The organism is Chryseobacterium sp. PTM-20240506 (assembly GCF_048296755.1).
GTDB lineage: Bacteria > Bacteroidota > Bacteroidia > Flavobacteriales > Weeksellaceae > Chryseobacterium > Chryseobacterium proteolyticum.
Genome location: NZ_CP182581.1, coordinates 382,067 through 405,664, shown reverse-complemented (window position 1 = coordinate 405,664; position 23,598 = coordinate 382,067). Strand labels below are relative to the sequence as shown.

21 protein-coding genes are annotated in these 23,598 nt (G+C 37.4%); 15 read left to right on the top strand and 6 right to left on the bottom strand.

The window, feature by feature from the left end; genetic code table 11:
• The first annotated feature begins 135 nt into the window (after positions 1-135).
• Complete coding sequence (locus ACNFU2_RS01745; RefSeq protein WP_418123443.1) at positions 136-630, top strand: hypothetical protein; 495 nt, start codon at positions 136-138, stop codon at positions 628-630.
• A 61-nt stretch (positions 631-691) separates the two neighbouring features.
• Here ACNFU2_RS01745 and ACNFU2_RS01740 read toward each other — a convergent pair whose 3' ends face one another.
• Positions 692-1,957 (bottom strand): MFS transporter, encoded by a 1,266-nt coding sequence (locus ACNFU2_RS01740; RefSeq protein ID WP_418123441.1) that lies wholly within the window; start codon positions 1,955-1,957, stop codon positions 692-694.
• Between the two features lie 110 nt (positions 1,958-2,067).
• Complete coding sequence (locus tag ACNFU2_RS01735) at positions 2,068-2,661, bottom strand: TetR/AcrR family transcriptional regulator (RefSeq protein WP_172278278.1); 594 nt, start codon at positions 2,659-2,661, stop codon at positions 2,068-2,070.
• A 189-nt stretch (positions 2,662-2,850) separates the two neighbouring features.
• Between ACNFU2_RS01735 and ACNFU2_RS01730 the strand changes: the two genes are divergently transcribed.
• On the top strand, positions 2,851-3,966 hold the full coding sequence (locus ACNFU2_RS01730) for an endonuclease/exonuclease/phosphatase family protein (protein WP_418123439.1): 1,116 nt from the start codon (positions 2,851-2,853) through the stop codon (positions 3,964-3,966).
• Between the two features lie 118 nt (positions 3,967-4,084).
• On the opposite strand, the gene ACNFU2_RS01725 is transcribed toward ACNFU2_RS01730, so the two are convergent.
• Positions 4,085-4,639 (bottom strand): OmpH family outer membrane protein, encoded by a 555-nt coding sequence (locus ACNFU2_RS01725; RefSeq protein ID WP_418123436.1) that lies wholly within the window; start codon positions 4,637-4,639, stop codon positions 4,085-4,087.
• Between the two features lie 270 nt (positions 4,640-4,909).
• Between ACNFU2_RS01725 and ACNFU2_RS01720 the strand changes: the two genes are divergently transcribed.
• The 5 genes from ACNFU2_RS01720 to ACNFU2_RS01700 all read left to right on the top strand — a co-directional run bounded on the left by ACNFU2_RS01720 (position 4,910) and on the right by ACNFU2_RS01700 (position 14,366).
• Positions 4,910-7,924 carry a ligand-binding sensor domain-containing protein gene (locus ACNFU2_RS01720; RefSeq protein WP_418123434.1) on the top strand — a complete coding sequence of 1,005 codons (3,015 nt, stop codon included), beginning with the start codon at positions 4,910-4,912 and terminating at the stop codon, positions 7,922-7,924.
• Positions 7,917-8,531, top strand: a complete 615-nt coding sequence (locus ACNFU2_RS01715; protein ID WP_273647745.1) for a response regulator transcription factor — start codon at positions 7,917-7,919, stop codon at positions 8,529-8,531. Before ACNFU2_RS01720 ends, ACNFU2_RS01715 begins: the two co-directional genes overlap by 8 nt.
• Positions 8,532-8,777: 246 nt before the next feature.
• Positions 8,778-9,881 (top strand): hypothetical protein, encoded by a 1,104-nt coding sequence (locus ACNFU2_RS01710; RefSeq protein WP_273647744.1) that lies wholly within the window; start codon positions 8,778-8,780, stop codon positions 9,879-9,881.
• Positions 9,882-9,949: 68 nt separating this feature from the next.
• A complete protein-coding gene (locus tag ACNFU2_RS01705) occupies positions 9,950-10,876 on the top strand; it encodes a hypothetical protein (RefSeq protein WP_273647743.1) in 927 nt (308 codons plus the stop codon).
• 388 nt (positions 10,877-11,264) lie between these two features.
• Positions 11,265-14,366, top strand: a complete 3,102-nt coding sequence (locus ACNFU2_RS01700; RefSeq protein ID WP_273647742.1) for an amino acid adenylation domain-containing protein — start codon at positions 11,265-11,267, stop codon at positions 14,364-14,366.
• Between the two features lie 51 nt (positions 14,367-14,417).
• Here the strand turns inward: ACNFU2_RS01700 and ACNFU2_RS01695 are convergent, their stop codons facing one another.
• Positions 14,418-15,548: an alpha/beta hydrolase-fold protein gene (locus tag ACNFU2_RS01695; protein ID WP_418123430.1), complete on the bottom strand. Its 1,131-nt coding sequence runs from the start codon at positions 15,546-15,548 to the stop codon at positions 14,418-14,420.
• A 237-nt stretch (positions 15,549-15,785) separates the two neighbouring features.
• On the opposite strand from ACNFU2_RS01695, the gene ACNFU2_RS01690 reads away from it, so the two are divergent.
• From ACNFU2_RS01690 to ACNFU2_RS01665, 6 genes are all read left to right on the top strand, one after another.
• Positions 15,786-16,235, top strand: coding sequence for a MarR family winged helix-turn-helix transcriptional regulator (locus tag ACNFU2_RS01690; protein ID WP_172278262.1), 450 nt, complete (start codon positions 15,786-15,788; stop codon positions 16,233-16,235).
• A gap of 20 nt (positions 16,236-16,255) precedes the next feature.
• A complete protein-coding gene (locus ACNFU2_RS01685) occupies positions 16,256-17,104 on the top strand; it encodes a universal stress protein (protein ID WP_172278260.1) in 849 nt (282 codons plus the stop codon).
• A gap of 138 nt (positions 17,105-17,242) precedes the next feature.
• Positions 17,243-18,172, top strand: a complete 930-nt coding sequence (locus ACNFU2_RS01680) for a bifunctional helix-turn-helix transcriptional regulator/GNAT family N-acetyltransferase (RefSeq protein WP_273647740.1) — start codon at positions 17,243-17,245, stop codon at positions 18,170-18,172.
• A 182-nt stretch (positions 18,173-18,354) separates the two neighbouring features.
• Positions 18,355-18,537: a hypothetical protein gene (locus tag ACNFU2_RS01675; protein ID WP_273647739.1), complete on the top strand. Its 183-nt coding sequence runs from the start codon at positions 18,355-18,357 to the stop codon at positions 18,535-18,537.
• A 278-nt stretch (positions 18,538-18,815) separates the two neighbouring features.
• Positions 18,816-20,240, top strand: coding sequence for an MATE family efflux transporter (locus ACNFU2_RS01670; protein ID WP_273647738.1), 1,425 nt, complete (start codon positions 18,816-18,818; stop codon positions 20,238-20,240).
• Between the two features lie 116 nt (positions 20,241-20,356).
• Complete coding sequence (locus ACNFU2_RS01665) at positions 20,357-21,253, top strand: aminoglycoside phosphotransferase family protein (RefSeq protein ID WP_273647737.1); 897 nt, start codon at positions 20,357-20,359, stop codon at positions 21,251-21,253.
• Positions 21,254-21,293: 40 nt separating this feature from the next.
• On the opposite strand, the gene ACNFU2_RS01660 is transcribed toward ACNFU2_RS01665, so the two are convergent.
• Both ACNFU2_RS01660 and ACNFU2_RS01655 read right to left on the bottom strand, forming a co-directional pair.
• Positions 21,294-21,887 carry a dihydrofolate reductase family protein gene (locus tag ACNFU2_RS01660; RefSeq protein WP_273647736.1) on the bottom strand — a complete coding sequence of 198 codons (594 nt, stop codon included), beginning with the start codon at positions 21,885-21,887 and terminating at the stop codon, positions 21,294-21,296.
• 53 nt (positions 21,888-21,940) lie between these two features.
• Positions 21,941-22,816 carry an alpha/beta fold hydrolase gene (locus ACNFU2_RS01655; protein ID WP_273647735.1) on the bottom strand — a complete coding sequence of 292 codons (876 nt, stop codon included), beginning with the start codon at positions 22,814-22,816 and terminating at the stop codon, positions 21,941-21,943.
• Between the two features lie 314 nt (positions 22,817-23,130).
• Here ACNFU2_RS01655 and ACNFU2_RS01650 point away from each other — a divergent pair, with 314 nt between their 5' ends.
• Both ACNFU2_RS01650 and ACNFU2_RS01645 read left to right on the top strand, forming a co-directional pair.
• Positions 23,131-23,274 carry a bacteriocin-like protein gene (locus tag ACNFU2_RS01650; RefSeq protein ID WP_172278250.1) on the top strand — a complete coding sequence of 48 codons (144 nt, stop codon included), beginning with the start codon at positions 23,131-23,133 and terminating at the stop codon, positions 23,272-23,274.
• Between the two features lie 27 nt (positions 23,275-23,301).
• Positions 23,302-23,448: a bacteriocin-like protein gene (locus ACNFU2_RS01645; RefSeq protein WP_172278248.1), complete on the top strand. Its 147-nt coding sequence runs from the start codon at positions 23,302-23,304 to the stop codon at positions 23,446-23,448.
• The last annotated feature ends 150 nt before the right edge of the window (positions 23,449-23,598 follow it).

Sequence of the window (23,598 nt, the reverse complement as noted above, 5' to 3'; positions counted from 1 at the left end):
AATTGAACGAAATCGCAAAGCTATTTCTTTTTTTCTGACGCAACTTTGCAATGTTCCTCTTGGGAAAATATTGAAAAAAAACAATTGAACTGTATTTTTTCAAATAAAGGATTTATAAATTAAAAACATCATAAAATGGGACTATCAGGTTTAGGAATATTCCATACGATTATTGGAATTGCTGCCATTGCAGGAGCATTACTATCATTTATTAAATACGGCAAGATCGATCTTAGCAGACTACCGGGAAAAATATATTTTTACGGAACCCTTATCACCTCACTTACAGCATTGGGAATTTCAAAGCATGGAGGTTTTAATGCAGGACATATTTTTTCCATCTTTATCATCGTTTTGGTGTCTGCCGCATATTTTCTTTTTTCAAAAAAGCAAAACAGTAACAGAGCACGGTATTTTGAAAATTTCTCACTCTCTTTCAGCTTTTTTCTGTCACTCGTGCCCACGGTTAATGAAACTTTTACCCGTGTTCCATTAGGACATCCATTGGCAAAAGATATCAGCGACCCTATTATAGGAAAAACGTTGGGAGCGCTCTTTATTCTGTTTCTCGCGGGTTCGGTATACCAGTACATCAAACAAAAAAGATCCAATCAACAAGTGTCATTCTAAATTTCATTCTTTGCTTAAAAAAATGTTCGGAAAATCCGAACATTTTTATTTTGCATTGTATTTACTCCGATAAAGGAACAGGCTCTTCTATGGGAGCTTTATCAACGGTTTTCTTTTTTGCTAAGTTGTCCACTCTCCACATTAAGAAGATACCTAATATAGAAATGGCAACGATCACATATCCCACTATATTATAGTGCTCTAAGGGAGCCCCTTTACTTTCTTGGGTAACGATCACGCCTGCAACCGCTGCAGATATTCCACCTGCTATTTGCTGCAGAGAAGAGTTAATGCTCATGAAAGCGCCACGGTCCTGTAAATCCGGAATGGCACTCGTTAAAGCAGAAGAAGGAATCATACGGCTCATAATACCAATCATCATCAGGATATTAAATATCATCACCAGCCATAACGGAGTTACGGACAGGTTAGTATAAAGCACGCACATCCCCATCATCCATACTGAAGCTATTGCAAATATTTTAAACTTATCTACTTTATCACTTAATTTTCCGATCAAAGGCATGATCACCAATGAGCTAACCCCAGAAACCATAAATAACATAGGAAGCTGTTCGTTGGTAAGCCCAAGGTTATTAACTGCAAACGCACTTCCGAAAGGCATCATCATAAAACCTCCGATCGAAAGTAAGGCTGTAGCGGCAAATCCTACCCTGTAATTACTTTTTGCAATTGTATGCCACAAATGCTGAAAAGCAGATTTATCCCGTTGTACCGAAAGATGTTTGTTTACAGGCTGCAATTTCAGGAAAATTAAAACAGCAATAACGACACTCAAAGCCGCTACCATCCAGAAAGGTGCTTCCCAGCCCCATTTATTAGCCAGATAAAGCCCGATAGGCACCCCAAGAACCTGGCTTCCTCCGAAGCCCATCTGAATAAATCCCATTACCCTACCTCTTTGTTGCAGCACAAACAAATCAGTTATAATAGCCATAGAAATAGAGCCTATCACTCCTCCAAAAAGGCCTGTAATAATTCTCGCGGCGACCAGGGCCGCATAAGATTGTGCCATACCGCAAAAAATAGTTCCGATAATAAATCCGATGTAAAAAAATAGTAAAAGTTTTTTCCTGTCAAATCTGTCGGCAAAACCCGCCGTCAGCAATCCTGAAACTCCCGCACTGAAAGCGTAGGCAGAAACGGCAAAGCCAAAAGCTGAAGGTTTTAGGCTAAGTGATTTCATGAGCATATCGCCCAGTGGAGACATTACCATAAAATCCAATATTACCGTAAACTGGGTAATTGCTAAAATAAATATGACAAACTTCTGATAGCCCGTAAAGGGCAAAGGTTGTTGTTCCATAATTTCTTTAAAAGTAAATTAAGATTCCGGGAGTCGTAAGTTATGACCAACCTCCTAGCATCCCTTGTTTGATTAGTTTTTGTGTAAATAATAATGTAATAGAAATTTTATCACTTCTTTTTTAAAGCTTTTACGACAAGATCAAATGTCTGCCATAAAATTTCGTCCGTCATTTTAAAGGATTTTCCGCCAAGACTTTTTCCTTCATTATGGAACCTTGCTAAAGAGTACATGGGTGAAAAAGCAACCGACCAGTATACTTCAAAAGGCATTGGGCTGAGTTCACCTCTCTTTACTGCATTGTCCCAGAATTTCCCTAAAGTCTCCTTAAATCCCCGTAAAAAATGATGAAGAAATTCTTCCTGGTAGCTTGAGTTCCTCAATTGCTCAAAAAACAAATGTTTGTCGGGATGAGTGGTCATGTAGCTATACCGATTTCTCCACTGTACCCGTAAGCCTTCTTCAAAATGAGCTTCAGGATCAAAATTCTTTAGAATGGCATCAGACATTGTTTGCCCCTCTTCTTTGGCAATCGTTAAAATTAAATCATCCCGGTCTTTAAAATACAGATAAGGAGTAGCAACAGAAATCTTGCAGGCCTTCGCAAGTTTATTCATGCTGAATCCCTCCAGTCCGTTTCTGATGATCATTTTAATCGCTTCTGTCTTAATGAGCTCTCTTTTATCGCCTTCTTTTAAACGCATGAGTAAAGTTCTAAAATTTCAGGTTATAAAATTAATGAATATTTATTAATTAATAAATATTATTTTCCTTAAAAGTTAACCTATATCTCAAATTGTACATAAATCTATATTGATTAAATTATCCTTGTCAACCAAAAAATATTTATTTTAGTAAAAAAAGAACACCAAAACTAAACTTGAAAATACAATATGAAAAAAATAAAAATATTACTGCTATGCTCATTGAGCATGATGGCTTGCTCTCAGGAGGAATCCAGGCAAGATCTGTTAAAGAATTCAAATAAAAAGACGGAAAACATATGCGCTACTGTAAAAGAACTGAAACTTTTCCAGATCAATGTGTGGCAGGAAGGAACCTCTGTAACGGGAGGCTATGATGCTATTGTCAATGAAATTCTCCGGTCGGATGCTGATTTTATATTTCTCAGCGAAGTCAGAAACTATAATAATGTCGACTTCACGAATAAACTGGTTCAGTCACTTCATTCCAAAGGGTATACCTACTATTCCTTCCGTTCAGATGATTCGGGGATATTATCCAGGTATCCGATTATTGAAAATGCTTCTGTCTACCCGGTGAGTAATGATCACGGCTCAGTTTACAAACTGGTCACTCAAATTAACGGACAGCGCATCGCTGCTTACACCAGTCATCTGGATTATACTCATTATGCCTGTTATCTTCCTCGTGGGTACAGTGGGACGACATGGTCAAAACTACCCAATGGCCCTGAAACCAATCTCACAAAAATATCGGAAATGAATCTTGCATCTTATAGAGATGAAGCTATCTCAGCGTTTATCTCCGATGCAAATACAGAAAAAACAAAAGGTTCCATAGTATTTCTGGGAGGAGATTTTAATGAGCCTTCTATGTTTGATTGGGTAAGTATTACAGCCAACTTATATGATCATCATACCGTAGTTTACGAATGGGATACCACCAAACTCCTGAATAATGCAGGTTTTAAAGACTCATACCGCATGATGCATCCTTCTCCCGTTACCCATCCCGGATTCACCTACCCCTCCGATAATCCGGCAAAACCCGTCAACCAGTTAACATGGGCTCCTGACGCAGATGAAAGAGAGCGGATTGACTATATTTTCTTTATGCAGGCTCCCAATCTTACTTTAAAAAGCTCCCATATTATAGGCTATAACAAGTCTATTGTAAAAAATATCCGTACTCCGGAGAATACCCAGGATTCATTTGTTCCTCCTATAGGTATCTGGCCTTCGGATCATAAAGGAGTATTATCCACCTTTGAGCTGGTTACACAAAATGGAACAAGTAATCGATAACTTAAAGGTGAGTATCCCCAAAAATATGAACCATGAAAGCATACTGCATTATGGTAACCAATAGCTATAAAAAAAGCCTGTGACTGGTCCAGGCTTTTTAATTTTTATATTTCTAAAGTTATCTTTTTCTTTTAGGTGTTTCTTTCACTTCCACCACAGGGGTTCTATGTAATAAGATATCTAAAACTTTCTCCGTATAGTCGAACTTTTTCTCAAGGTACAGAACATTATTATATCTCTTATCGATCACAGCACCTAATGCTTCTTTCTCAGAAATGGTTTCCATTGCATTGTGAATCTGTTCTTCAAAAGGCAAAACCATATTGGCCTTCAGCTTGTTGATTTCACCGGTACTTCCGAATCTTAAACTGGTAGTCGTTTTAATGTTTTTCTCTAAATCGAATACTTCTTTTTCTCTTCGTTTTAATTCTTCGCCTACCAATAATACCCTATCGTTTTCCAATGCCGATTTTTTCTTTTCATATTCCGACTGTATACTCTGAAGCTCACTTTTCCATGTAGCTATCTGCGCATTAAGCCTTGCTTCAGCCTCTTTATAATCTGGCAGCTTACTCAATATCACATTGGTATCTATAACACCGATCTTCTGAGCTTTACTTAAACTGAAAAGCAAAAATAATATAAGGGTTAGTGCAATTTTTTTATTTCTCATTGGGAACTGTTATTACATTCTATATTGATATTCTAGCGGAAAATTATAAAAAAACATTTAAAATTATATTTATCAACGCAGATTTAGCGCCTCTATTGTCCTTACAGGTAAGTATCAACATTTTTTATATCAATAGCTAAAATTCAGCTGTAAAAATAAAATAATTAAATAAACTTTATCCAAAATTGTTAATTAAAGTTTTTTTCACCTACTATTGGTTTATTATTATCTATTCCGTTATATCTTTGTTTTATTCGTAAAAAATAAGATTTGAATAAAAATATACTATTAATTTTCATATTTATTTTTGTTAAGGTCTACAGCCAGAAATACAACATCGAGTTGTATAATACCGATAACGGGCTCCCGCAAAACAGTGTAAAAGACATTATAAAAGATAAATATGGATTTATATGGCTCACCACTGAAAATGGAATTGTACGGTATGATGGCGCTCAGTTTCTGGTCTATAAAAACTTCCCGTTGAGCAGTCAGCGTTTTACATACTTCTATGGACATCCAGAAAAAGACAGTATTTTCACAGCCGGTGATTACGGGAAAACCATCCTTCTGCGTAATAAAATTCCACGGGTAACAAATTCTTTGAAACAATTCCCTACAGTAGTATCAAAAGATAATACCGGTTACCTTTTGTATTGTTCCAATTATAGCTATACCCGATATCCCGGCATCAACTTTTACATGAACGATAAGGATGGAAGGTATTACATCAAAGAAAACAGCCTTACCTTTACCAGTTTTCGCTCGAAACCTGAAGAAACGCTCAAAATTAAAGCCATCTACAAAAATATTCCCAGCATTTTTACAATCAATGAAATCCTGTTCTACATCAACTTTACCACAAATAAAGTAGAAAAAATAGAAAAAGGAAAAATCACAAATTCCTATCAGGTCCCTTTGCTAACTGACAAGGATAGTAAGATTTTCTGGAGCAGAATAAACAATCAGCTTTTCGTGTTAAGCCATAATAAGTTTTACCTCTGCACCTATGAAAAGGAACAATTTATCATATCCGAGATCGTCCAAATGGACAATATAAAAAATGACAACCTGATCAGTGTATATTATGACAAACGGTACAAGAAACTTTATCTCGGGAGTAGTACAGAAGGATTGCAGGTTATCAATCTTCATGATTTCACTACCGTCAAAGGATCTTCGCCGAAAGCAGAATCCGTTTTTTATGCTACCCTTCCTTACGACAGCACTTCGGTCATTAATCCCTTTGGTGAAATCTACACCCGTAATGGAATGGTCCGTGAGAAGCATTTTAAAAATACAGCTCCTTTTTTTATGGCATACGACCGGCATGAAAACCTTATGATACGAAAAGACCGGGATTTAAGGATCTATAAAAAATCAAATTCGTACAGGGACTTCACTGTTTTAAAAGAGTTTTTTTTAAAAGATTTCTTTTTCGATGCAAAAAAATCTTATGCATTGGTTGCAAAACCCAAAAAGAATAGTGTTTCTGAATTTAGCGGAACATTTGAGATATACAAAGACAACTCCCTGCTATCTTTGGAAAGAAGAATTGTATTGGATAGTGAGCCTACCAAATTTTTAAAGGTCGATCCTGATCATATTTTAGTCGGTACGGTAAAGGGTTTATACAATATCCGGTTGAGCACAAACCAAATACATCCGGTAATCGCTGACCAGGAATTGTCTATCCGTAATATCATAAGGTCAAAAGACGGTAACTTGTGGATCACAACTTTGGGAAAGGGATTTTATTTACTAAAAAACAACAGGCTTATCAGGATGCCTTATGATGCTGATGGTAATATTTCATCTCCTCATACCATTCTCGAAGATCAAAAAGGTTTTTTCTGGATCCCTACCAATAACGGCTTATATAAAGTTCATGAAAGCCAGCTTCTGAAATTTGTTCAGGCCCTGGATTCTAAGGTTAATTATTACAGATTTTCAAAAGATTCGGGTTTCTTCACCAATGAATTCAATGGTGGCAGCAATGTAAGTGGCAATAAACTTAAAAATGGGGATTTTGTGCTACCTTCTCTGAATGGATTAGTATTTTTTAACCCCTTAAAAATCGAAAGTTACTACCCTAAAAACATCTACATCGAAAGAGCAATGATAGATAACAAAGAAGAGTCCTTTCATAAAACTCTTTTTCTTGAACAGAAATCCAGCAGATTAGACCTCTTTATAGATGTTCCTTATTATGCAAATCCCGACAATATTGTGATAGAAGCTAAAATTATGGGGCTTCCCAACGCAAAATGGGAATCCATCGGGAAAGACAGGAAGTTTTCCATTTCCAATCTGAGGTACGGGAATTATTCTTTCATTGCAAGAATGCTTGTTTCCGATAAAGGAAAATACATCTATAAAAAAATCAACCTCATCGTAAGGCCTTATTTTTATCAGACCTTATGGTTTAAGATAGTGATGATATTATTACTATTCTTTGTGTTATACCTCCTTCTCAAATGGAGGATCCGGTTTTTGCAAAAGAAAAATCTGGAACTGGAAAAAATTATCACCGTACGTACCGAAAAACTTTCCGCTACCGTCGAAAAGCTTGAAACAACAAAAATTCAGCTTCATAAGGAAATCGAGCAGCAAAAAAAACTGATCGGTACCATAACACACGATATTACCACTCCTGTAAAATTTATTGCTTTAACTGCAAAGGAAATATTAGGGAATAAAGAATTCAATCAACAACGGACTGAAAAAGTGCTCGCTTCAATTTATAAATCCTCCGATCAGCTGTATAATTTTACGGCAACGCTCAAAGAGTATGCTGATATCTACAGCCACCACAGAACCGATAAAACGGAAACATACTCTCTGCATGATCTGATCACAGAAAAAATAGTGCTTTTCAGTACCATAGCTGAAAGCAATCATACATCCATTATTAACAATGCTGATCAAAAAATACACACCCGGATCAGTAAAAATATTCTGGCAGCCATTATCCATAACCTTCTGGATAACGCAGTAAAATATACAAGAGGAGGAACCATAACCATAGATGCTTTTACCGAGTACAGAAGCGTTATTTTAATTGTAGAAGATACCGGTTCAGGAATGGATCAGCAAAAAATAGATTATTATGAAGAGCTTCAGAACAACATCGAAAATGAAAAATTATTACTCCAAAAATATGGGATGGGAATCCATCTGGTGCTACAACTACTACAAATGATAGAAAGTAAAATAATCTTTACCAGAAACAAGACAGGAGGAACTACCTGCCGATTGATTTTAAAAAATAAAAAAAATGATTAAATACATTCTTATAGCTGATGATCATGATGTGGTTCTTACGGGAACAAGCCTGATACTGGAGTCCAGAATCCCTGATATATCCGTTGATCAGGCAGAAGATTACCCGGAAACTCTGGAAAAAATCTCCCAGCGAAAGTACGACCTGATTATTCTTGATATCAATATGCCTGAAAGTAAAAATAAAAAAATGATTTCTGAAATTAAAGAAATCGATCCGGATGTAAAAATATTGATATTTTCGGCCTATGAAGAAGAGATTGCCGTACAATACATAAAAGAGGGAGCCAACGGTTACCTCAGTAAACTGAGCAAAGTGGAGGAAATATCAGAAGCAGTAATCAGGATTTTCCGTGAGGGCTACTACTACCCTTCTGGTATTGTTAATCAATTACTACAGGACTCTCCGCTAGATTCCATAAAGAGGCTTTCGGAAAGAGAATATCAGATTTTTATTTTAATGGTGAAGGGATATGGAAATTTAGAAATTTCCAATGAGATGAACATTCAGATGAGCACCATAAGCACCTATAAAAAAAGGATCCATAACAAACTGAAGACCAATCATCTTGCAGATCTTATTAAACTTTATCAAAATTATACTTCCTGAAGTAAAATTTGCAAACACTGACAACTGACTCTTTTAGTTCTGTTTAAAAAAGAGTTAGTGATCCTGAGAATCGTGTAGAAAATTTTCTACACGATTCTTTATTTCATTCTACAGTCCATTACAGGCTCTTGTGGAAGTATTCCTATAATTTTACGCCTTGTAAATGATACTTTGATATCACGGACTTTTCCTGTTCTGATATAGGATTATTGACACATCAAAACCATAACCATAAACATTTAATAAATGAGTAAAAATTTTATCCCACTAGTATTATTCTTATCAACTATTACCTTTGCACAAACGGGAAATGTTGGAATTAATACGGTAACCCCTAGCTCTACATTAGACATTAACGGATCGGTAGCGGCAAGTTATAAGACAGTTAATACGGCATCTTACAGTTTAACCGCCACTGATTTCCATGTTTCATATAATGGTAGTACGAATACGACATTTAGCCTTCCTCCCGCAATTAATGGCACCGGAAATTTTAAAGGACGTATGTATAGGATTACCAATAACAGTAATTTTACGATAACCATAAGTTCTGCTTTACCTGAAACAATTAATGGGAATACAAATATTCTGGTCCTTCCCAATCAAAGTGCACAGTTGATCAGTACAGGACTTACCGGAGCAAATTCCACATGGGAAAGCATAAGTGGAGTAACAAATACGGCCAGTAACGGTCTAAACCTTTCCGGGAATGATGTTAAGTTAGGAGGTACCCTTTCCCAGGCTACAGACATCGTTACTACCGTAGGAAATAATCTGAGTATCACCGGTACTGGTAAAGTTTTATTAGGATCCAACACGATCCCGGCTGGTGCGGCTGATGCTAAAATTGTTATTGATAATGGCACAACAAACGGAGCGCTGCAGATTAAGGATGGAACACAACAATTAGGCTATGTATTAACCAGCGACTCTAATGGATTAGCCACCTGGTCATCTACTGTTACTACTGCGTTTGCCAATAACTGGACTTCTTATACGGGAACATTAGTAAATCCTTTCACAGCACCTACCGGCGGCGGCGGCCTGGTTACCGGAATATCACTGACTATCCCTGCAAAAGGATGGTATTTTATCCGAAGTGGCGTGGCCATCAATTCTGAGTGTAATGATTATTTCTTTTATATCAATGGTATTGGAGACGTATGGAGAAGTTATTGCGGCTCTAACACGGCAGCTTTTATGTTTCCCCGGGATCAAAATCGCGTCTTGTACTTCGCAACACCAGGAAATTATACCATTTTAGCCGGTAAAACAAATGGTATTATCCCTGCCAGTTTTAATGCGGGTAATCCTTCTTTTTATCTTGATTTTGTAAAGTTTCAGAATTAACAGTATAAATAATCAATAAATACATTCATCATCCAACTAACTTTTTGATCATTTTAACCACAATTTATATGAAAAGAAATTCAATTTTCCTGACTTTACTTGCCGCCATGAGTAGCACTCTGAGCTATTCGCAAACAGGAAATGTGGGTATCAACACTACCACTCCCGGGAGCACACTCACTGTGAACGGTTCATTTGCCGCTACGTACAGATCCGTTACAGCAAGTGGAAATGTCGCCCCTACGGATTACTATCTGGCCTACAGCAGCAATACGAACGGAACTTTGACGCTACCTGCCGCCATTACTGGTTCCGGTAACTTTGCAGGACGAACCTATCATTTCAAAAATACAGGGACAGCCGTATTATCTATTGCAGCCAACGGAGCAGAATTAATCGACAATCAAACAGGAGCAGGCGTTGGCACTGTTAATGTTCCCGCAGGTTACTATGCATTTTTTATAAGTAAAGGAACAACGACAGGAACAACATGGGAGCTTATTTTGCTTTCAAGCTCTGACAGCTTGCCCGCAGCCACCACCAGTTATCCGTTTTCTACAGTAAGCACCACAAGCAGACAGGATCTTACCGCCAGCACCGGTCCTTACATCAGAAGGGAAATCAATTATCCTCAGGGAACAGTAATCAACACGGGAAATGTACTGAATATCAGTAACGGTCGGTTTACTGCACCTTCAAACGGATATTATATGTTTTATGGTTCCACCCAATTTGATAACGGAAATATTCCGGGTACACCAAGTTTCGACTGGGTTGTATTGTATCTTATGAAAAACTATGCGGTGAGCACAGACAATATTTTGGTACAATCTTTCCAACCTGCTCCGGGTACACTGACGGGAAGAAACGTATCGTGTATCACGTATCTTAATAAAGATGAAACCGTAAGCATGGCAGCCGCCGCCGGAGTAACCGGCAGTCCAATATACCAGGTTGTCGTAAGCTCCTTTTACGGATATAAAATCGCGAATTAATTTATACAAAACCGCGGATAGATTCTAATAACACAACTGAAACTTAAACATGTAGAAATCCCTCATTTTACAAGGTTTCTTATTAAAAAACGACTGTCTCATTAGTAGACAGTCGTTTAATTTAAATCTCTTTATGGTGAAAATTTAACACTTATTGTGCAGTACCTTCAATTTATAATCTTAAATTTATTGACTAATCCTTAAAATAAATCAATTATGAATAAAACATTAACAGATACTTCATGAAATTTAACAAATAAAACTAAAACATAAAAAAATATGACTCCGTGAAAAAAATTTCACATTTAGTTTATTCTAAATTTTATAACCCAAAATAACAACCATGCCATAAACATTACAACATACAACCAAATCAAAAAAAACTAATATGCCAAACACAAACTTAACATCACAAACCCGAATCAACACTATCCTTCCTTTGTCCTCAGAAGAAAGGAACAAAATTTTGTACGAGTTCAATAAAACAAATTGGGACTACAAAAAGGAACAAACATTGGTTTCATTATTTCTCAAACAAGTTTCCCTACATCCGGATAACGTGGCTGCTGTTTATCAGGATCAGCATATAACCTACCGTGAGTTGGATGAAAAAAGCAACCAGATCGCCAATACACTCATTGCAAAAGGGATAACAGAAGGAATGTACATCCCTGTATGGCTGGACCGCTCCCTGGAATGGGTCATTGCAATTCTTGGAATATTAAAAACAGGTGCTGCTTATGTTCCTATAGATCCTGCCTATCCGGTAAAACGCGTAGAGTATATTCTGAATGATACTAAAGCAGAAATTATAATCACCAATCAGGTCCTCTCTCAAGATTTATCTAAAGACCCAAACTTCCACATATTTTATCTTGACCGTAAGGATGACCTCACTGATTCCTCCGTTCAGCATCCGGAGGTGATTATTCATCACAACACTCTTGCTTATACCATTTACACCTCCGGCTCCACAGGCAACCCTAAAGGAGTAATGATCACTCATGAAAGTATCCAGCATCTGGTAACCTGGCATAATGTTTATTTTAATGTCACCCCCACTTCTCATCTCAGCCTGGTGGCCGGTTTGGCATTCGACATATCTGTATGGGAAACCTGGTCGGCATTGACTTCCGGAGCGACCCTTTTTATAGCGGACAGCGAAGAGAGAACTGAAGCTTCCGCCCTGGCCAGCTTTTATCAGAAAAACAAAATTACCCACGGTTTTGCCCCTACTGTTTTGGTTCCGGCAGTCGTGGCACACACCAGAAATCATAATGATCTTCAGCTGGAATATCTTTTTACAGGAGGTGAAAAACTAAAGCCTGTACTCACCGATGGACTAAACTATGAACTTATCGATTATTATGGTCCTACAGAATGTACCGTATATGCTACTTTTAAGAAGGTTAAAGATCTTCACGGAAAATATGTTTCTTCCATTGGCAGGCCTATAGCAAATGCTAAAGCTTACATATTGGGAAATCAAATGAAACTATTACCCATAGGAGCAACCGGAGAATTATACATAGGCGGCACCTTACTGGCTAAAGGATATTTAAACAATGAGGAACTCACAGCTTCAAAATTCATTATTAATCCTTTTATGGAAACTGAAAAACTATACCGAACGGGAGACCTTGCCCGATGGTCCTCCGATGGAGAAATCCAGTTTCTGGGAAGAATGGATAATCAGGTAAAAATAAGAGGATTCCGAATAGAATTGGGAGAAATAGAACGCACATTCGATCGACTGGCAGGAATACAAGAAGCTGTAGTAATCACAAAAAATACTTCAGGGAATAACAAATATCTTGTCGCCTTTATTGTTTTAAAACCCGGAACATCAAAGGATATCCAGCAAATCAGGAGTTTTCTCAAAGAAGAATTACCCGGATATATGATCCCCGCCCAGATCATCTGTATCGACAAAATACCATTGACCGCGAATGGAAAAACCAATACGGACCTCTTAAGCAGCCTTGCAGAAAAAGAGGCAAAGGAACTTATCTCACACGAACCGCCAACAAATGAAACCGAGAAAATAATAGCTGACATCTGGTCATCGGAACTGGAACTTCCGGTTATCAATATCACTGATAATTTCTTTGATATCGGAGGAAATTCGCTTCTGGTTGCTGTTGTTGCGGTAGCTTTACAGGAAAAATTAAATATAAAAGTATATCTGCGCGATATTTATCAATACCCTGTTCTGAAAAAACTCAGCGATGTGCTTATAGCACGTGCTCACGAGGCAAGAGAAGCAATTCCTTCTGAAGACGTAGAACCTTATGTTGAATTACAACAGGACGTCTACCTGAATCCCGGCACCCGATTCAAGGATAATTTTGATCCAGAAAAACTGGAAAATCCATCTGCCATATTTCTCACAGGCGCCACAGGGTTTGTAGGAATCCATCTTCTTCAGGAGCTTTTAGATACAACGGATGCAGATATATACTGCCTGGTAAGAGCACAGGATGAATTTCATGCCATGGAAAAAATCAACCAGTGCTTTATTCAGTTTCATATCCCGCAAAATCACTCGCAGAGATCAAGGATTATTCCGGTTTTAGGTGATCTGGCAAAACCTTCTTTGGGTTTATCTGAAGAAAAATTCGATCTGCTTGCCACTGTTATTGATGTGATATATCATTCCGGAAGTTCGGTCAATTTTATTGAGCCTTATTCTTATATGAAAGCACCCAATGTAGATGGAATAAGGGAAATTATACGTCTGGCAGGAACAGAAAGAACAAAGTGCCTGGCTCTTTTATCTACAATTTCAGTTTATAGCTGGGGACATCTATTTACCGGAAAAAAGATCATGCTGGAATCTGACGACATAGAACAGAATATCATGTCGGTAAGTAAAGATATTGGCTATGTGCGAAGCAAATATGTAATGGAAGCTATAGCGGATCTTGCAGCCCGGGAAGGTCTCCCGCTGATTACGTATCGTTTGGGATATGCGATGTGTCACAGTAAATCCGGAGCGAGCGCACCTTATCAGTGGTGGTCCGGACTGGTAAAAAACTGTATAGAGTTTAAATCTTACCCTGCATTAACAGAACTTAGAGAAGGCCTGATCACCGTAGACTACATGACCCGGTCAATGGCTCATATCACGAAAAATAAAAATGCAATCGGCAAGAAATTCAATCTGATTGCCAGCCCTGAAACTAATCTGACGCTGGAGGATTTCTTTGGCCTGCTCAAAAAGAATTACCCTTATGAACTTACTCCCCTTCCCTATAAAGAATGGCGTAAGCATTGGGAAAATGATACCAAAAACAGATTGTATCCATTAACAAGCCTGTTTAAAGATAATATGCATGAAGGCCTGTCTACTGTGGAACTTTACCAGCATACTTACATTTGGGACTGTTCGAATGTACAGGAGTTCCTCAAAGACTCAGACATTAAAGAACCTGTATTCAACAAACCTGTCCTTGATGCTTATTTAAAGTATCTGGGCATGCATTCTTAGTTTTTAGTTATGGTGTATCCCCGGCCAAGGCCGGGGATTTTTAATATAAAGTTATCTGAAAATCTGTTGCGCAAACTCATAAAGGCATCTTCTCCAGGTAAGCCATTCGTGATAAGTTCCTGCGGATCTGTATGAAGTATAGGGGTAATTATTCTGAGTAAAGAAATCATGCAGAATCTCATTGAATCCAAAGAATCGTGCTTCTTCTTTTTCCCCGATCCCGACAAAGAAATAAGGCTTTTTCCGTGACTTTAAAAGATGATCAATCGGCAGCTCCTTAAAAGGCTCATCTTCAGTTCCTCCATAAATTACAGGACTGAATGACCCGATGGCTGTAAACATTTCAGGATGACTTACCCCTATCAGCATCGCCTGATAGCTTCCACGGGAAAGTCCGGTAATCGCTTTTTTACCATTGGTTTTATACTTTTTTTCTACATAGGGAACCAGCTCCTCGATAAAAATCTTATCCAGATTTCGGGATGAAATGACTGTTTTGGAAGAATTATCCGCTAGTTTTTCTTCTTCCGGATTTAATGCCACTCCGTAATCCATTACGACAATCATTTTCTCTGCTTTTCTTTCTGCCAGAAGAGTATCAAGAATCCAGGCAATATGCCCCTGTCTTTCCCAACCCGTTATATCTTCTCCTGTTCCGTGGTATAGATACAATACCGGTAGTTTCTCTGATCCGTATCCCGGAGGAAGATAAACCTTAAAATTTCGCTTACCTTTTGTTATTCTTGAATTAAAACCATCCTCTATAATCTGTCCATGTTTTACATTCTTCTCAAAGAAAAAATCTTCTCCTGATGGAACTTCGATCCCGCTGGTCGGCTGACCGTAGCCAAAGTACAGCTGAGTATCCGGATCATTGACCCGCTTTCCATCCACGTTCAGCCAGTAATAATGAAATCCAATTTCAAGAGGACTTGTTGAAATATTCCAAAAACCGTCTTTATCTTTTGAGGCGGTAGATTTTATATTTTTCATACCATCCCCCCCCTCTAAAGTTACAGATTGAGCATCCGGAAAATACACCCGGAACTGAGCCTTCTTTTCAAAATCCAGCTTCGGAAAATCCTTTCCCGGTAATGCCGTTGTTGAAACACTGGAATTCTGACAAAATAGCATTGACGAAAACAAAACAGAAATGAGAAATATCTTTTGTAAATATTGCATTATTTTGATTTTAACATAAGAAAAATACGAACACTCATTTCTTACATTCCGTGTAAAAATCAAGTTTTTCTTATAATTTAATTCAATAATAAGAAAATATTCTTCTTAAATAAGTAAACAACAGAAAAAAAATCTTTTATTTTTTTGAAAAATTAGTTTTAATTCAAACTAATTTTAAGTATATTTGTTATACAACAGCGATTGATCAAACCTCCACTATACGTTAATATTCATCATATGCCCGTCACACAAAACAACATATCAGAATTAGCCCTGGAGCTTGGTTTGGCAATGAGTGAAATGAAAAGCCGTTTGCGACAGAAAATCCAGACCAGAATCAACGAGTATGATCCGGATCTTTCTTTTGAGCTTATAGAGATCCTTGGAGTTTTATCCCGGAATGACGGGATCAATCAGCAGGAGATAAGCAATAAAATAAGCAAAGACAAATCAAGTGTTACCTACCTGATCAACAATCTTGTAAAACGGGAATTGGTTGAAAGAATAGAATACAGCAATGACCGAAGGAATAAACAGATATTCCTTACCGCAAAGGGAAAGGAAATTGTAGAAATTGTTTATCCGTGGGCACTGGAACTGTATGAAAAAGCAGCCGGCAACCTTGGTATAGAGAAAATACAGGATGCTCTTTTCCTGGTAAAAAAAATGACAACAAATCTTGAATAACTGAGTTTAAATTTACTGATATGAGAACAATACTTGTACCTGTTGACTTCACATCAACTACCGAAAATGCTGTAAAACTTGCTGCAGAATGGGCCACACAATATCAATACACACATATTATTCTTTTAAAAACGTCACAGGAATCTGAATTTGACTATCTCCACATAGCCGAAGGTCATCTGCTTGTGAATGAAGAAAATGTAAACAGCCTCATTAAAAGTACAGAATTACTCCTTAGCAAATTAACAGGTATCATCACTGAAAAATCACCTGAAGTAACTGTTCTAAAAGCGGTAAGCGAATGGACACTTACGAGAAGCATCAATGAACTGCTGAAAGACCAGCCTTCTGTAGAACTGATCATTTTAGGAAGTGACGACCAGGCTTCTTCCGGTAACAGCTTTGTGTCTGAAAATATTATAAGTATTGCCAGAACCAGTCCTGTAAAAGCATTGATCGTTCCTAACGGTTACACCTACAGCACGATTAAAAATATTTTAATACCCTGTGATATAAACAGCATAACAAAATTAGACCGGCTGTTTCACCACAAATCCATCATCGAGCAGATGGATGTTCGCCTTATGTTTCTCAATATCAACACAAGAAAAGGGATCGATGATAATGAAGATAAAAAGAGAGACCTGGAAAAGTACATCCACCAATATTTAACCAAGATTCCGAGTACTATTCATTATTATTACGACGAAAATATTATCAACGGAATTCTGACTTTTGCCTCATCAAATAAAACGGATCTGATTATTGCGCTACCGGGAAGACATAGTTTCCTTTATTATCTGGCAAGCAGAAGTATTTCTGAAGGAATTTACCAAAATGTAAATCAACCTGTTTTGATATTAAAATAACTTCTATCTTCTATCTTTTATTTTCAAAAGCTGACTTAATCACATTATAAACAACAGAAAATAAGCAAACTAAAATAACGTAATGTATTTTTGATATAAAATAGTTGACAAAGTCAACTATTGATGTATATTTACATCATGAAACAACATTATATTGAACAAATAAGAGCCTTCAACAGGTATTATACACAGGTACTGGGATTACTCAACAAGGGTATTCTTGATGGAGACCTGGGTATTTCGGAAGTCAGGGTTATGCGTGAGATTTATTTCAATGCTGATGTAAGACCTACTGAAGTGGCCGCTACTCTGGGATTGGATAAGGGTTTTCTAAGCCGCATCCTTAAACGTTTTGAAAAATTAGGACTGACTATTAGAAAAAAATCAGGAGAAGACAACCGTTCCAGCGTGATTAGTCTTACAGACTTAGGACGCAGCACTTATGAAAAGATCAACCGTGATTCAGACATTCAAATAGAAAATTTATTTTCAGATCTTTCCGAGCAAAATCTGAAAACGGTCATTCGGAGTATGACCACGATTGATTCTCTACTTCATCACAGAGATAATCATGCAGTTATAGATCCTGTTATTATCCGACCTATTGAAGAAAAAGACAATAAAGCCTTAGCAGATATTATTCGTACAGTTTTTGAAGAGTTCAACGCTCCTCAAGAAGGAAGTGTATATGATGATCCCAGAACAAACCAATTATATCAGCTTTTTCAAGATGTAAACGCAGAATATTGGATAGTAGAATCTAATGATGTAGTTTTAGGTGGATGTGGCTTCTATCCTACCATAGGGTTGCCTTCTGCATGCGCAGAGATTGTTAAATTTTATCTTTCCAATCAATTGAGAGGAAATGGTGTTGGACAATATTTGCTAAAAATGATAGAAAGGAGAGCAAAAAAAGCAGGTTATAAGCAACTTTATTTAGAATCTTTTGAGGTTTTTAAGGGAGCAATATCAATGTATGAGAAATTGGAATACAAACATTTACACAGTTCCATAGGAGATTCCGGGCATTATGCAACAACTATTCATATGTTGAAGGATATCTCCTAATTTAAATATTAAAATTAGACAGTGGTGACATAGGCTATCGAAGTATGCTTGCATTAGTTCCTGAAAAAAAATCAGGAATTGTTCTATTAAGCAACACTGATAATATAGATATTAATATTCGATATCCTATTGGATGAAACGGATCAATAAACATCAACGATCTTCTCAAAGACCTGCCTTCTGTGGAATTGATCATTTTAGGAAGTGACAACCAGGCCTCTTCTAGTAAAAGCTTTGTATCGGAAAATATTATAAGTATTGGCAGAACCAGTCCTGTAAAAGCATTGATCGTTGCTAACGGATACACCTACAACACGATTAAAAATATTTTAATACCTTGTGACATTCTCTTTCTATATCAATAAGTCAGACAAAAAACTATACGTCATAAGAACTAAAGTAATATAAATAAACATATTATATAAGTCCGGATTTATTATTTGTCTGATTTTTTTCATCTTATTAGTCACTTGCAATTAAAAAATAATTATATTTGCGATTCAATTACTACTGCATATGAAAGTGATAGTAGCCCTCACCAGTGTAATCATTGGTTAATCACCGGGCTTAAAACATAAGAACACTTTAAAGAACGAAGCCTCTTCGTTCCATATTACTATTACTTACTTTTAATTTTACATTTATGTCATATCATAAGAAAACCCCATCGAAGGGTTTGCGCTATTTCACATTGTTGAAACAATCATTACTGGGTACCGAAATGGATTATACGACCGGTAATATTAATAAAGCTGTTATTTTACTCGCCATTCCCATGATGCTTGAAATGATCATGGAATCGGTATTTGCACTGGTAGATCTTTATTTTGTAGGGCATCTCGAAAACAGCAGCTATGCCATACAAACAGTGGGCTTAACGGAATCTGTACTTACGGTAATGTACTCTATCGCAATTGGTATGAGTATGGCAGCCACAGCGGTGGTTTCACGACGGGTGGGAGAAAAAGATCCTGATGCAGCAGCACATGCCGGTATGCAGGCTATTATCGTAGCTTTTGCCGTAACCCTTGTCTTAAGCATCGCGGGGATGATTTATGCCGGGGATATTTTACGGATCATGGGAGCAAGCAAGGAAACCGTTGATGCTGGAGTAAACTTTACCCGGATCATGATGGGAAGCAGCCTTGTCATAATGCTATTATTCCTGATCAATGGTATATTTCGTGGTGCAGGAAACGCTGCTATTGCCATGCGGAGCTTATGGATTGCCAATATCTGCAATATCATCCTGTGTCCTATATTCATTAACGGCTGGGGTATCATCCCTGCATTCGGACTAACAGGAGCGGCTATGGCAACGGTTATCGGACGGTCAATGGGAGTGGTTTACCAGCTATTTTGCCTGTTTAACGGAAAGCATCAGCTAAAAATCAAGCTTCATCATTTTCGTATTGACTGGCCGGTAATAAAATCATTGGTTGGGATTGCAACTCCTGGTATACTTCAGTTTGTTATCGGGTCATGCAGCTGGATATTTCTTGCTGAGCTGGTAGCAACCACGGGTGGTGATCATGGATCTGCCGGTTATCAGACCGCATTGCGATTGATGATGTTCTTTATGCTGCCAGCCTGGGGTATGAGTAATGCTGCCGCTACCCTGGTAGGGCAAAACCTTGGAGCCAAACAATTTCAACGCGCTGAAGATTCTGTCCTGGCTACTGTAAAATACAATGTCATCTTCATGATCATTGTCACCATATTATTTCTCTTTTTTGGAGATTGGCTGGTTTCATTTTTCACCAATGATATCCAGATCAAAGAAGTTGCCCAAAAGGCTATGTGGATTATGAGTACCGCTTTTGTCTTTTACGGCATTGGTATGGTAATGATGAATGCCCTTAACGGAGCCGGTGACACAAAAACCCCGACATGGATCAATTTCTTTGGCTTCTGGTTTCTTCAGATCCCATTGGCCTATATCCTTACCAAACACGTAGGCATGGGACCAACCGGTGTCTTTATCGCAATACCGGTTGCGGAAACGGCCATCGCAATTACGACATTTATCTTTTTCAAAAGAGGTAAATGGAAAACGGTCAATGTATAGTCCCGGACTTATTATACCATAATTTTCTAAAATGAAGAGGCCACTCTATTGAGTGGCCTCTTTTAGTTAGGTCCAGCTGTTTTTAATTTGTAAATTAATGCTTGAAAAATTGAAGTATGGAAAATTTTTTAACCAAAAAATTTGGAAAGATCTTTAACCTCCAATTTATTGCTGAAGGATGGTGGTCTAAGGCATATAGTTTTACTGCTGAAGGGCAGCAATACATTATCAGAACAGGCAATCATGTACAGGATTTTATGAAAGACCATTGGGCTTTTATACATCTGAATAATACGAAAATTCCTATTCCTGAAGTTTTGGAATACGGAAATTATCATGATAATGTATACTACTGTATTTCAAGAAAGGCAAATGGTGATCCTTCCGATGAGATCATGGACCATCTTGATCATTATTCGCAAACAGAGCTTGCAAAAATAATCATCCGGCAATTGGAAAATATCCACCTGAGCGATACCACGAACCTCAGCGGTTGGGGCTTTACCGATCCCCAGGGAAAAGGTATGTTTCCAAGCTGGCAGCATTTTCTCTTATCATTTTATAATAGCAAAACGACTGCAAGCTGGCAACATCTTGCCCAGACCTCATGGCTTAACAGACAGCTTTTCACACATCTTATCGAAAAAATGAAAAGCTTTTTCCCTTATCTGCCCAATGAAAAATATATCCTTCATGGAGACTTCGGGTTTGATAATCTTTTACTGGACGGAAACCGAAAAGTAACCGCTGTTCTGGATTGGGCCGAAATGATGCTTGGCGACCCGCTTTATGATTTACTGCATATGAATGAACCCTGGATAAGGGATACTGGTCCTGATTTTCTTTCGATCTGGATGAATATGAAACCCGGGTATATCAATTTTGAGCATATAGAAGAACGGCTACAATGCTACCGTATCCATTATACTCTTTTCCATCTGTATATTCATACTGTACGAAAAGAGCATGATGATTACCAAAAAATTGAAAACTGGGCCATAAACAATTTATAATTTTAAATATTTGGGTTAAATTAGTTCAATAAAAAGGTCATTATATTTCAACATTACCCGTTACGACGCCTCCGTCACGTTGATAAGCTGCGATCATAACCCCTTTCGAAGTCACGTGATTTTCTGTTAATTTAAATGCTGAAGGAATTCCATTCTCATCAAAAAGTCTTTTTCCCTTGCCAAGGATCAACGGATAGATTTTAAGCCTTAGTTCATCTACCAGATCATTTTCAAGCAGCAGGTGAATTAGCTCGCTGCTTCCCCATACCTGAATATCCGATCCTTCTGTGTTTTTAAGCATTCTGATATCTTCCAAAGTTTTTAAGAATACGGTATTTTTCCAATCAGATGTCTCCCTCTCTTTAGACAGGACATATTTTGTCCCTTCATTAATTGCAGGCCAAAAGTTTGCATGCTCAGGCCAATAGGATTCAAAAATTTCAAATGTTTTCCTTCCTAAAATATAATCTGAAGGCTTCATCTCTTCTTTCATAATCTCTCCAAAAAGCTCATCTCCATAGGACACTGTCCATCCTCCATATCTGAAGTTTCCGGAGGTATCCTCTTCAGGTCCTCCGGGAGCCTGCATAATACCATCTAATGTTATCATGGATAAAACGGTTATTTTTCTCACTTTATTAATTTTTTATGATGTATTAAAATTATTACGCTGATCCTTTAATTAAATTACTTTAAAAAAGCGTTAAGGTAATTCAATATGGTCGAAGTCTGCATCATAAGGCTGACATGGTTTTGACCCGGTACAATGGCTAATTGTGATTTGGGCAAGGCTCCAAAGTCTCCTGCAATACCTCCACCTAATAACTTATAGGTTTTTACAAGCTCAATTTTATCGAGGCCGTCGTTATCCCCAGCTATGATCAGTACAGGAGCTGTAATTTTTGCGATATTCTCATCTCCCATATTATAAGATTCCGATGCAGAAGCCATCATTTGCTCAAGAAATTTAGTCCATTTTGTCTTATCAGGAGCTACAGCATCATAAGCAGTTTGCATAGGGCTACCATTAAAAACATCCGGTTTCATTCCCTTAAAAGCATTATTAATTTCCGGTAGCCAACCCGCGCTTTTATAAGTAGCAGAAATGATGACAAGATTTTTTAATCTCTTTGGACTCTGGATAGCAAACTCATAGGCGATGGCACCTCCAAAACTATAACCTACTACATCAGCACTCTCAACTTTAAGATAATCCATTACTTTTTCCACATCCTTTGCTAATGTAGCATGTGACAATTTCCTGTCCGAATAAGGTGTATGACCGTGTCCCTGCAATTCTATAGCAATCACTTTCCTGGTTTTTGATAATTCAGGGATCAGTTGTCCCCAATTCATATCAATGGTCATAAAAGCACCATGCAATAAAACTACCGGTCTGCCCTCTCCGTATATTTCATAGTAAACCTTAGTTCCTTCTACCGGAACATACCCGCTTCCGGAAGGCTTGATTTTCTGTGCATACAAATGCGAAGCCGTTAACATCATAATTACAATCATGATCAATGGCTTACGAAACGTATCAAATTTGAATAGATTTTTCATAGCAATATTTTAATTTGGTTTATTTTTTTGATCTTATTCTCAAACAGATCAAAAAACTTTTATCCAAAATTACTAAGCCATTAGAAAAAATCGCTTGCCATAGGGCAAGATTTTATTTGGGTAAAAAGACTTCTTTGCCGATCCTGTTTTTTGCAGGAATTCCTGTTATTTCTCAAATATTTCTTTTACTACATATCTATAAAATCAATGTAAAATCAATAGACAAATCATATTTTACCTGAAAATTTATCAGATAATTTTAGTGATGTAAATGAAATTTGATTAATTTTAACTCGAACTAAACTTAATTTATTATGAAAAATTTACAAAAAATCAAAAGAGAGGATTTGAAAACAATTAAAGGAGGAATTAACTGTCCTGGTGGCCAGATCTGCTTAATCGGTGGAAAATGGCAATGTATGCCATTCGATGGATGCGGTGGCGGAAACCAACCTTAATTTTAATTTTATCCAAATTTTATTATTATGAAAAATTTCACAAAAATTACAAGAGACCAATTGAAGAATATCAATGGCGGAGCAGTAGGTTGCTCGAATGATTGCTGCCCTCCTCCGGGAATTAAAAGATGTCCATCGGTAGTATGCTTTGCGCCGTGTGAAATACTAAGTTAAAAGCTGAAAGGCGATCCGATCAATACGGTTCATTAACTTTAATAAAAAGCATCCTTTAGAAGTATCTAAAGGATGCTTTTACTTAATCATCTGCACTCAATCATTTTTTCAGAGGGTATAACTTCTGTTTCCACAGACTATTCATTGACA